8 protein-coding genes and 1 pseudogene are annotated in these 11,643 nt (G+C 40.3%); 1 reads left to right on the plus strand and 8 read right to left on the minus strand.

The features are described 5' to 3' along the window. Positions 1-312 precede the first annotated feature (312 nt). Positions 313-1,203, plus strand: a complete 891-nt coding sequence (locus QZ488_RS19195; protein WP_293751766.1) for a pseudouridine synthase — start codon at positions 313-315, stop codon at positions 1,201-1,203. 78 nt (positions 1,204-1,281) lie between these two features. Here QZ488_RS19195 and QZ488_RS19200 read toward each other — a convergent pair whose 3' ends face one another. From QZ488_RS19200 to QZ488_RS19235, 8 genes and pseudogenes are all read right to left on the minus strand, one after another. After that, a complete protein-coding gene (locus tag QZ488_RS19200) occupies positions 1,282-2,049 on the minus strand; it encodes an endo-1,4-beta-xylanase (RefSeq protein ID WP_366509074.1) in 768 nt (255 codons plus the stop codon). A 42-nt stretch (positions 2,050-2,091) separates the two neighbouring features. Beyond that, a pseudogene (locus QZ488_RS19205) lies at positions 2,092-2,607 on the minus strand (AMP-binding protein); the annotation flags it as partial. 123 nt (positions 2,608-2,730) lie between these two features. Continuing rightward, on the minus strand, positions 2,731-3,858 hold the full coding sequence (gene nagA / locus QZ488_RS19210; protein ID WP_293751768.1) for an N-acetylglucosamine-6-phosphate deacetylase: 1,128 nt from the start codon (positions 3,856-3,858) through the stop codon (positions 2,731-2,733). Between the two features lie 8 nt (positions 3,859-3,866). Beyond that, the gene (locus tag QZ488_RS19215) at positions 3,867-4,754 is read right to left on the minus strand and encodes a BadF/BadG/BcrA/BcrD ATPase family protein (RefSeq protein ID WP_293751770.1); all 888 of its coding nucleotides are present in this window, start codon (positions 4,752-4,754) and stop codon (positions 3,867-3,869) included. Positions 4,755-5,211: 457 nt separating this feature from the next. After that, complete coding sequence (gene nagB / locus QZ488_RS19220; RefSeq protein ID WP_293751772.1) at positions 5,212-6,018, minus strand: glucosamine-6-phosphate deaminase; 807 nt, start codon at positions 6,016-6,018, stop codon at positions 5,212-5,214. A 152-nt stretch (positions 6,019-6,170) separates the two neighbouring features. Beyond that, complete coding sequence (locus tag QZ488_RS19225; RefSeq protein WP_293751774.1) at positions 6,171-8,114, minus strand: vanadium-dependent haloperoxidase; 1,944 nt, start codon at positions 8,112-8,114, stop codon at positions 6,171-6,173. Positions 8,115-8,190: 76 nt separating this feature from the next. Next, positions 8,191-9,852: a CRTAC1 family protein gene (locus tag QZ488_RS19230; RefSeq protein WP_293751776.1), complete on the minus strand. Its 1,662-nt coding sequence runs from the start codon at positions 9,850-9,852 to the stop codon at positions 8,191-8,193. A gap of 29 nt (positions 9,853-9,881) precedes the next feature. Beyond that, a complete protein-coding gene (locus QZ488_RS19235; protein WP_293751778.1) occupies positions 9,882-11,396 on the minus strand; it encodes a tryptophan halogenase family protein in 1,515 nt (504 codons plus the stop codon). Positions 11,397-11,643 lie beyond the last annotated feature (247 nt).

Raw genomic sequence — 11,643 nt, forward strand, 5'->3', positions numbered from 1 at the left:
GGCCATGTGTCTCCAGATGAATATGAAATCATGTATTCACAGGCAAGCTAAGTGTCTACAAAACTGGGGGAAGATCACTCAATGGTAGACAGTGATAAGTGTTTAGAAAAAAGAATCAAATTTACTTTGATTCTTTTTTTATTTTTTTGGATTCAACTTATAGTTTTTGAGAATTTTAATTTAGCTATCTTAAATACATAAATACTCGAAGTACGATTTATACATTATGCAGATGGCCAAGCTAAAACGTTATATACTCGTGTTGTTATAGTAGGTCTCATAAACCCAAAAAAATCTTCAACGAGTGCAATTATGGCTATCGCTAGTTCTCCGTCCAAAGTCAGCCTACCTCAGCAGAATCCCGGTGTTACGACTGTTCTAGAATTTCTAATTCTCAAGTTTCCAGCCATTTCAAGTGATGTGTGGCAGCAACGAATGGCTGATGGCAAGGTGCATTGGCATGATGGGAGCTTAATTAACATGATGTCACTTTATGCGGCGCAGCAACGAGTTTATTATTATCGTGAAGTAACTCGTGAGCCTGTAATCCCTTTTGCGGAGAAAATTGTCTTTCAGGACGAGTTGATTTTAGTGGCTTACAAACCGCATTTTTTACCTGTTATGCCTGGCGGAGAATATGTTGAAGAATGCCTGCAAAATCGCTTGCGAAATAAAACCGGCAATCAACAATTACAAGCCGTGCATCGCATTGATAACGGCACTGCAGGCTTAGTATTGTTTGCGGTTAACTCTGATTCACGTGCTCATTACCACAATTTATTTGCCACCCATCAAGTAACTAAAACTTATCAGGCGATTGCCAGTACAGTTAACCAGCCTGTGAAAGACAACCAACAATGGGAAGTTAAAAATCGCTTAGAGAAATCAGAGCCGAAATTTTTAATGCGAATTGTAGAAGGCCTTGCCAACAGTCATTCGCGTATTAGGTGTTTGCAACATTCAGCCGACAAAGCCTTATTTGAACTAAACCCGATTACAGGTAAAACTCACCAACTTCGCGTGCATATGCAAAGCCTTGGCTGGCCATTAATGAACGATACTTATTATCCAACGTTACAGGTAAATAAGTCTGATGATTACAGCCAACCCCTACAACTATTAGCACAACAATTACAATTTATTGACCCTATTACAAAACAGGATAGGCGTTTTAGTAGTGAGACCGAACTTAGCTTAGATTAAAGGGCACACACTTGATGTGCCTTTTTGTATAACGATTTTATGCAATTAAGAGACAAGTCACTGGCATGGTGTCAGGGTTTATTGCGCTGTTAGTACAATGTTATTCTCAGCACCTTTTTCAATCTTAAAGGTGAGGGTTTGCTCTGCACCTTGATGGCTAAATGTAATGTCATATTCACCATAATAGCCCCTACCGGTAAAGGTGCCTTCGGAGCTGGTTTTCGTTTCAAATTGACTGTGCCACTGATTAAATACTAAGTCTTTCCATACAACAGCATTTGGCTTTTCTCGCCATTCTAGGTCATACAATGCGGCATCTGGGAACCAATGCCTACCAGCCCAAAATCCCCAAAGTTGTACACCAACCGTAGCCGGATGGCTAAAAAATATGGTGATAAAGTCATGGGTGTAATCGGCTTGTAACTGCTCATCAAGTGTTGAAACATCAAATTCCGTTGAACGTATGGAGGCACTGGGGAATGCCAGATGGAAACGGTCAATGATGCTATACACCTTAGTAATGTCTGTGAGCACATCATTAAAATGGCTTTGCAACCCAATACCATCAATGGGTGCACCTTGGGCGTATAAATATTCAATGGTATCTTGGTAATGTTGTTGGTGGGCTGTGTCTGACCCAGCCGATGATAAAATGCTGTAGTCGTTGATATACAGTTTATGCTCAGGCAAATTTTTACGGGCTTGCTCAAACCAATCAAGCATAATTTGATCACCAAATGCGTCCATTAAATAGTGATTGTCGTAAGGTTCGTTAAGCACATCCCATTCAGAAAGTAGACTGGCTGTTCTTGATGTAATGTCATCAATATGGTTGCTCACTTCCACTAATACTTGCGGGTCAGCATTGGCCGAGTCGTCAGGCAAAAATGGCTGTATGGCATTAGGCGAAAAACCAGCAAAAATAATTGAATGTATTGCGCCAATTCTGCTGCAAGCTAACATTGCATAAGCTGCTTCTGGCACCATGGGCATATAGATAGCGACCCTATCCCCCTTAGTTACCCCTAGCTTTTTCAAGCCATTGGCTAACCGACAGACTTCATCATGTAGTTGTTGATAACTAATATTTTGGTCAGTGTCGGGTGAGTCGCCTTCCCAAATAATAGCGGTTTGCTGTGCGTGTTTAGCTAGATGCCTATCAATACAGTTGTAACTGACATTTAATTGCCCGTCTTCAAACCACTTTATTTGCAGATCATCTTTCGCAAAATTGGTGTTTTTGATGATAGTTGGCGCTTTATACCAGTCCAAAATAGTTGATTGCTGTTGCCAAAACTCATCCGGAGATTCAATTGATTGTTGATACATTGATTGGTATTTTTCGGCACTTAGAAAAGAATTTTGCTTAGCTTGTTCTGGTACGGGATAGAGCAAATCAGTCATGAATACTTCCAATAAAAAGAGTGGTTGAAAATGTTGTTATACATGCACATTCAAAGAGTGAACTAGCTGTGTCTTAGGTGTTGTATTGTTCACATGTTATTTGATTTCAGTAGTAAACTGGCGTTAACCAAATACCTGCTCACCAGCAATATAAGTGGCATTTACATAATATTGTTCGGTTAATACGACCCAGTCTGCATCGAACCCTGGAGCCAAATAGCCTTTCTGTTGTTGCAAACCTAAAAATGTTGAGGGAGTGCTAGAAGCCATTTTTATCGCATCTTGAATTGAGCAATGTAAATCCTGCACGCTATGACGAATGGCACTTGCCATATCAAGAGCCGAACCCGCTAATCTGCCCCCTTCTATCGTTAATTTATTACCTTGCCGATTAATCTGCATACCGGCAAATTGTAATTCAATTTGATCACTACCAACGTGAGACATAGCATCAGTCACCAGCATGATTCGGTCGGGAGTTTTACATTTAATCGCTAATTGACAACTGGTTTTATCTACATGTTCGTGGTCAACAATCAAACCACAATAACTAGTTGAGTCTAATAATGCTGCCCCAACCATCCCTGCTTCTCTGCTTTGTAAAGGGGACATGGCATTGAACAAATGAGTAAATCCCTGTGCGCCAGCTTGAAGTGCTGCAAGGGTCTGCTCAGAACTAGCATTAGAGTGACCTAAACACACTTTTACATTGGCTTGAACCAGCTCTTTAATTAACTCTACAGATACGTTTTCGGGAGCCAAAGTAACACACACTAAACCGATATCAGTGCGTTTAAACAAAGCCATCTCTTCATGACTGATTGAGCGAATATGTTGCGTAGGATGAATGCCTTTTTTAGGTTGGCTTAAATGAGGTCCTTCGAAATGAATGCCTATTATGCCTTTTACATTTTGAGCAATCGCTGACGCCACGGCATCGGCTGCTAGTTGCATAGTTTCTAAGTCATCGGTGATAAGTGTCGGTAAAATAGCAGTGCTACCATAGTTTTGATGGGCGCGGCTCATGGTGAACAGGGCATCGACGTTTGGTTGATTATTAAATAAAACCCCGCCCCCACCATTTACTTGAACATCAACAAAACCTGGAACCACTAAGCCCAACAACTGCGTAGCGTTGTCTGGAAATTGAGCTGATTTAATTGAGTGGATTGTTCCATTCTCAACAGTAATCATTTGATTTTGTCTGATGGTTATCCCATCAAACAAGTTTTCTGCAAAAAAACGCTGCATTTGTGCCTCTATAATCTGTTGGCTAGTCTTGCCTTGGCAAATAATACCGCGCCTTGCTCCGGCGTTGCTTGGGCGGGCTGAATGATTGTCTGTAACTGGTTATCCAAATAGGGCAGCAACGGCAGTGTGACACCACCTATTAACGACAAGCGGTTTAAATCTCCGCTTAATAATCGTTGGCATACCTTGTTTATATAAGAAGCCGCTTGATTTACTAGTCGTAATGCATCTGATTGCTGATTTGCCGCTAGTTTTAGTACTAGTGGGGCAAGTGACGCATAAAATACCGGTTTTGCTTCCAAAGTTAAACTAACTAACTCATATGCATTAGTACAATTAAGTTGTTTCATTACTTGTTCGCTGAATAGATTGTCAGCAGTGATCCCATCCAATGTTTCAAGGCAATGACTTATAGCCATCTTGCCAAGCCAAGCGCCACTTCCTTTGTCTCCAACCACAAATCCATGTCCGCCAATTTCAAACTGTTGATTTTTGTTGATAGCGATCCCAGATGACCCCGTACCTACAATAACAATGGCGCCGTCTTCGCCAAGATGAGCGCCAAGACAAGCTATATGTAAATCAGTGGTTATATGCCAACTGGCAAATGGTAGCGAGTGGTTCAAAAACCTTTGTTTAACTTGTGGGATATTTATGCCTGCTAACCCAATTCCAGCTTGGATTTTGGTTAAAGACAACCCTTTGATATTCGCTTTGGATATGGCTTTTTCGCTGGCCTCCAGTACGGCTTTAACAGAGCCTGTTAAATTTCGGGCTGCATTAGCTGGGCCGGCAATAGCTTCTGCTAAAATATTTCCCTGCGCATCTTCTAGGCGCGCTTTACATTTGGTGCCGCCGCCATCAATACCTATGAAGAAGTCTGTCGAGTTAGTCAAAAATAATTCCTCTGTGTTTAAAACAATGCATACTTTGTTTATCCACCATTGCTAATTTTATTTTTATATATGTTGCAGTTTTCTTTCTTTTTGATAATGACAGCGCTGTCATTTTACTTGTTATTAAATTATTTGCAACGTTTAGGGAATGTTATTTACTTACTGGTCGTGAAAATAGTCTAAGAGTCTTTACTTTTTAGCCTATTTGACCCTGTGTCTTGTTCGGTGTTCTTTAAATGTCTTATAGGAAAATGTTGAGATCCAGTATGATGATTAGATCAATACTTTTCTGTATCCCCAATCTACTAACGCCCACTTTGTCTTTATAAATAACATTCAAAAAAGACCAGAACATAACTGTTCCGGACAAGACACACATATTAAAATTTGTTAGTAAGACGCAGTGATTAACAGAAACGATGAACTTGTTTAATGATGAATGCCATTAAATAAGTACCTAATAATTATGGAAATAACCGTAATGTTCAATCAACTTACGATTTTCGTTATCAGCCCATTGGTAGTAACTTTGATCGCTTAATTCACTGGCCGCTGCTTTATCTAATAATATAATGGCATTTTCATGCATCTGTAACGCAGACGCAGGGCACATGGCCGAAACACCGCCGGCAATCATATCTTTGACCGCATTTGCTTTATTGGCACCCGTCGCCATTAACAACACATAACGAGCATCCATAATTGTGCCAATGCCCATAGTCATTGCCATAGTAGGTTGCTGTTCACCGGGTTTAAATAAACGGCTGTTATCGCTAATAGTTTGTTGGGTTAATGTTTTAATACGTGTACGCGACGATAAGCTAGAGGTTGGCTCGTTAAAACCAATATGGCCATTGGCGCCTATACCCAAAACTTGTAAATCAACACCGCCTTGTTGTTTGATTTTTTCTTCATATGCCAACCCTTGTGTTCTTGGGTTCTCACCTACCGCACAAGTGGGCAAGTAAGTATTGTTCACATCAATATCAACATGCTTGAATAAATGCTCAGTCATAAAGCTGCGATAGCTTTGTGAACTGACTGGATCTATTTGGTGATATTCATCTAGATTGAATGTGGTGACGTTTTTAAAGCTAAGGTTATTCGATTTATGCTGTTCAACTAATTGTTTGTATAAACTAATTGGTGTGCTGCCCGTCGCCAAACCTAATACCGGGTCCGTTTTTTTATTGATAAGCTCTTTTACCCAATTCGCCGCACTTTGTGCTACTAGTTGAGCATTATCATAAATAATAATTTGCATGAACTTCTCCTAAATCTAACAATGACAGCGTTGTCATTCTATTTTAAATTGTCTTTCATTTTTTGCAACATTTGGCGTCTGCAATTTAAGTTGTAAACGAAGAATTGCAGTGCTGGACGGTATGGTTTATACCGAGTTCAGGTAATTAATACCTAGAAATAACTGGTTGCTTTATCAAATACGTTATTGCCGATTATTTTTCCTATTTTTCGACCAGGTATATCATCTATTGGTGGGTGAATTCCTCCCCAGATCCTAGACAAGCTGCATTGATCTGACGCATCCTTGTACGTAGCCCATTGCAGTGTTAAATCAACACTTGGTCCCTTTTCAAAAACCAGAAACTCATTTGCAGCAATGGTAAATTCACTCATTCCACCCGGAAAATAGGCGCTACCTGTAAATCGTGTTAATAGTTCAGCGGCAGCTCGTGAGTAGGTTGAGTGGCCTGAAATAAAGCCTGAAAACGGCGGGCTAACAAAGGAAGGACGTTGATATGGCCACCAGTTTTCTGCCAGTATCCAACCTACACCTGCGACATCTTGACTGGTGTCTTGAATATAATCCGGGCCGCGCCAGGCTTTTACTTTAATTTTTCCCGTATTTTCTTGTTGAGTACCTGCTAAAGGATCGTCTGAATTAACCAGTTCAATGTACCCGTCAGAAAGCGGGATACCAAGGGCGTGATAATTGGCTTCTGCTGGATCGCTACTTTGTCCAAGATCTGCCATCAATCTGATGGCAGATACGGGTCTTAAATAATCGTAATATCCCTTAATACTCCAAGCGGCAATGGCAGAGTCGTGCATCGCCGCACCTAAAGCGAAGTAAGCTTTAACATCCCATTCCAAAGGACCAATAATGTCACCAGAACCAGCAAATCTGCGTTCAAACAAAGGGTGGTCAAATACCTCGTTCATGATTACAAACCAGTGTCCTGGTGGTGTTTCTGACTCAGGACCATCAGCCCAAAATTCGGCTAACGCTCGGACATAATCCCCTCGTGGAACGGTTTGTTCTTGATAGGGTTGAGCAGTGATTGGGTTTTCGTCATAACCTTGACTAGAATCACCACCCTCATTTAACGCGTAAAATTGCTGATATGCCGCTAATGAATTGGTGCTTGGTAACGCTGGGTTATTACCTAAGGTTTTTGGTGAGATATCAATCATCACACCGTCTTGTGGATCAAGATGAGATGACCACATTGAAACAAGGGCAAAGTTCCATTGGTAAAATTCGGATGAGCCAGTTCCTAAAAAAGGAGGTGAGCCTGGATCAAAATACATTTTATATTCATTACCGTTACGTATTTTGGTAACGCTTGAATCCTGCGTCATAGAAAATGGTAAGACGTTGCCCCATTCAGGGCTTAGAAACGGCGGAGTGTTTTCTACCTCATTGCCAGATTGGTCAATGGATTTGGACAAAGAAATCGGTTGCCAACTGTTATAATTGTTGTTGGCAATAGCGTTAGGGTTGCCTGGTGAAGCGGGTTCTATAAAATCATTTTCATTTAAGTAAAACTGATTGTTAAAGCCGTATTGCTCATTTGAACCATCTTGTAATCCATACTCGATATAACAGTTTGCAATGTAATTACCTAATTCGGCGGCGCCGCCATTTTCATAATCGGTAGCGCTGTTTGTGGTGTCAAAACCTAACTGCATCATAAGGTTGGTGACATTAGTCTGTGTTTCGACTGCGCCTGGGGAGCGAAAGAAGCGATGGTCGATAAGTCTGTACGCTGCATAAGATAACGCTTCTTCTTGAAATTTTATGTCGGTAGTGGCTGATATACCCTTAACATCACATTGGTAATTGTTGACAGTGGCTCCTGCCAAGTATGGAGTGGCATCTTTGTGTAAGATTGCCCAAGCATCGTACATAGCTGAAGAAATATGAAACAAATTTCTAGCGTGTATTGTAGGGCGCGCAAAGTCACTCCTAATGGCGTTAAGTAACACCTCGTTCCATTGCCTTGCCACTGAAGGGGATCGTTCTTGCACCTGAATGTCTTCAGTAGAATCGGAACCGTTGCAGCCTGCTAGGGTGAGACCAGCAATAATAAGAAATGTTGTTTTAGCTAACGGCATGTTTACCTCGGTTCGTGATGTGACTATAAAATCAACCCGAACTGAGTAGATTTTAATATTTTAAGTAATGTTATATTTACTGTTTTGGCTGTTGTAATCTTACAAGTTGGTCAATTGCCACCGCACTATGCTCTGTTACAACACCGTTTGGCCAAGTGATGGTTATGTTAACCGGTAGGTCTTGTGACCCCAGCCCAAAGTGTGCTTCTACGGCATTGGTGGAAACAAAATTGTTGTCTACTCTGAGTTCTTTGATCTGTACTGAACCTGTTGACGGGGTGACTTGAATTTTTGCACCTAAAGCTTGAGTGTTTGGAGAATTACCCTGCAATTGAACGGTTAAATAGTGATGTCCAGTCGTGAGTTCATTACGAAAAAAACTGGCATTTGAGTCGTTATTTGAAGTAATGATATCAATATCACCATCTCTATCAATATCATTACAAATCACACCGCGTCCTTGTTTGACTTCATTTACGTTAACTTCAGCAGCAGACTCTTTAAAACTGCCATCGTTTTGTTGAAGATAAAAACGAGAAATATCATCCTGATATTGAGAAAAATCTAATCCAGATTGACCCCAGCCGTTAACATGAAAAATATCAGTAAGACCATCATTATCAAAATCTGCAAAACATGCGGCCCACGCCCAACCTCCATTATCCAAGCGTTTTACAAAGGCACTGTTATTAAAATTACCTTCTCCATCGTTAATGTATAAACGATTACCATTGTAACTTGTTGTATTATTTGATGATTGAGAGTTACTTGCTTTGGCATATATACTGGTTACGTACCAGTCCATATCTCCGTCATTATCAATATCACCGACAGCAGAACCCATACCAAATTGGTCGTTAACCGAGATGTCGTTAGTACGCGTTAATTTATTACCATCATTTCTAAGTACTTTGGACTTACCTGAGTCAGAAACCAGTAATAAATCTATGTCCCCATCACTATCAATATCACTTAAACTTGGCACAAAAGAGGTATCCACTATTTGCCCTTGATAAAGTGTATCCATCCCCAACTCAGAACTTATATCAACAAACTTAATCACATAGTTATGAGTATCATTTCGCCAAACAATTCCTAAGCTTTTATCACTAGCAATAGGGTTTCCCCAGTGACTGATAAACATATCAATATCACCATCATTATCAATATCACCAAAAGTGCTTGATACTGAATTAGCCGCAGTCATTAGCAATCCTGAGCTGGTGGTTATGTCAGTAAAAGTACCGTTTCTGTTATTCTGAAATAGGTAATATTGATCATCATCGACCGCGCCAACAAATAAATCTAACCAGCCATCACCATCAATATCTGCAAAAGTTGGCCCTGAGCCTTTAACGCCTGATATGGCTATTCCGGCTTCACTTGCGACTTCAATAAAGGTGTCGTCGCCTTGATTTTGATATAGCTGATTGGTACCTCCACTACCTGCCACAAAATACATGTCCAAATAACCATCGTTGTTGTAATCCGCCACCGCGACTCCTGCAGAAAACAGCATAGGCTCAGTTAAAAATTGCTGAAGTGCATTACTGTGATTCACCTTAATATTGAGTGCATTAGTCTGGTTTGAGAACGTGAGTACCGGCTTAGTACTGACAGGTGGGATTGCAGGGGAGGGCGCTTTTACTATTGATGGCGTGGTTTCTGAGCTTCCACCACAAGACAATAGCGCAACGACAAGAAACACAATTGATAATTGTTTTTTTAAATTTTTCATTCTAAACCTTCATTCAATCGTTTGTTGTTTCACAGGCGACTTAAATATTCACGGTGATCGGGAAACAATTTGTTGACGATATTCAAACAGTGTTTTTGTGCCTGAGAATGATGTGTCACTGAGTCGTTTTGTTTTAGTGATTGTTCTGGGAATAGACCCATACCTGCGAGAATAACGTACCAAGAGGGTCGAAGATAAACTAGTATGTCTTGCTGTTTTTCTAATTCGTCTTCAAATAATTCAGGATCTCCCCAGGCCTTTAGTAACGCTGATAAATTGTTCGAAATAGTGGCGTGTTCTCGACATTTTTTCCAATACGGGGAATTGCTTTTACTGTTAACTTTATAATGGGTGACAATGTAATCGCGCACCCCTTCAATCATGTGATTGACATTATCATTGAATGATTTTTGCTGAGCAATGTGGTCTTGATCATTGGAGTACGCTTTTATGAACTCTTCTACTGTAAATTGCACAAGCATTAAAGCTGTCGCTTCTAGTGGTTCAATAAAACCTTGAGAAAGGCCAACTGCTAGGCAGTTTTTATACCAGTGTTTCTCTACTCGACCCACCTTCATCTTTAGATGTTTTACTTGAATGTCATCTAGGTGACTAATATTAAGATGTTCCTTTAATTCCTGTTCGGCCTGATCAGCATTAATAAACTCAGAGCTATACACATAACCATTGCCATAACGATTAGCGAGAGGTATTTGCCACGCCCAGCCACTTGATAATGCGGTTGAACATGTACTGGTTTTAATAGGTGATTGACTGTCTTTTGGCGTTTGGATCGCAACCGCACTGTCATTAAAAAGACTGTCTTTGAATGAATTAAACTTAACGTTAAGGGCTTGCTGGATCAGCAATCCTTTGAATCCTGTGCAATCTATAAAAAAATCGGCATTTATTGCACCGCTTTTGTTTGTATTTAAGGCACTAATGTCGCCGTTTGCTTTTAACTCAACGCCGGTTATATCGTCAATAATGTTGACTAAGCCAAGTCGCAAACATCTTTCTTTCAAAAAATTGGCAAGTAAACCTGCATCAAAATGATAACCATAATCAATGTCTAAATTTTGCTGGTTTTCGCTTTTTGGCGCTTTGCACCTTTGGGATATTTGGGTATTTACGAAGTAATAGTCGGGATGAGCATTGCTGCATACACCTTGCTTTTGTGCTTTTGCTTTCTCAAAAAACAATTCACCTGTCTCAATATCAAGGTGCGAAAAAAAGGGATGAAAGTAGCTCTCATATCCAGGTTTTTCAGACCAATTCGGAAACTCTATTCCTGACTTGTAAGTAGCATTGCATTTAGGCATCCATTCATGCTCAGCAATACTTAAATTTTTAAAAAATTCTTTAAGATAAGGTGTTGAACCTTCACCCACACCAATAGTGCCAATGTTCTCTGATTCAACCAGTGTAATGTGTACATTTGGCCAGTTATGTTGCAATAAACTTGCTGCCATCCAACCTGCAGTGCCGCCACCCGCTATGGTGATTTTTTTAGGGTACATATCTAAACCATCCAAAGTGAACATTACAAAGACTTAAAACAACTTGGAGCATAAAACTATGCCCCAAGTATTTTCAACTATACCTTTCATCCTTGAAACTGCACGTTTGTTGGCTATATTCATTCGCCGCCGTGCAATTCCAATGATTTTGGCTATTTTAGAACTTAAAGTTCATGCCTACATAGAAACGACGGCCATTTTCTGCTTCAGATGAGATAACTCTCGTTCCATCAGATGGATGAGGATTGTTACCGTCTTGAATTAAAAAGTT

The sequence above is a fragment of the uncultured Paraglaciecola sp. genome (genome assembly GCF_913020055.1).
Taxonomy (GTDB): Bacteria; Pseudomonadota; Gammaproteobacteria; order Enterobacterales; family Alteromonadaceae; genus Paraglaciecola.

Coding starts and splice junctions, on each gene's coding strand:
- nagA (WP_293751768.1), bottom strand. CDS start 3,858: ATGCAGCGTTTTTTTGCAGAAAACTTGTTTGATGGGATAACCATCAGA.
- nagB (WP_293751772.1), bottom strand. CDS start 6,018: ATGCAAATTATTATTTATGATAATGCTCAACTAGTAGCACAAAGTGCG.
- QZ488_RS19230 (WP_293751776.1), bottom strand. CDS start 9,852: ATGAAAAATTTAAAAAAACAATTATCAATTGTGTTTCTTGTCGTTGCG.
- QZ488_RS19235 (WP_293751778.1), bottom strand. CDS start 11,396: ATGTTCACTTTGGATGGTTTAGATATGTACCCTAAAAAAATCACCATA.
- QZ488_RS19195 (WP_293751766.1), top strand. CDS start 313: ATGGCTATCGCTAGTTCTCCGTCCAAAGTCAGCCTACCTCAGCAGAAT.
- QZ488_RS19225 (WP_293751774.1), bottom strand. CDS start 8,114: ATGCCGTTAGCTAAAACAACATTTCTTATTATTGCTGGTCTCACCCTA.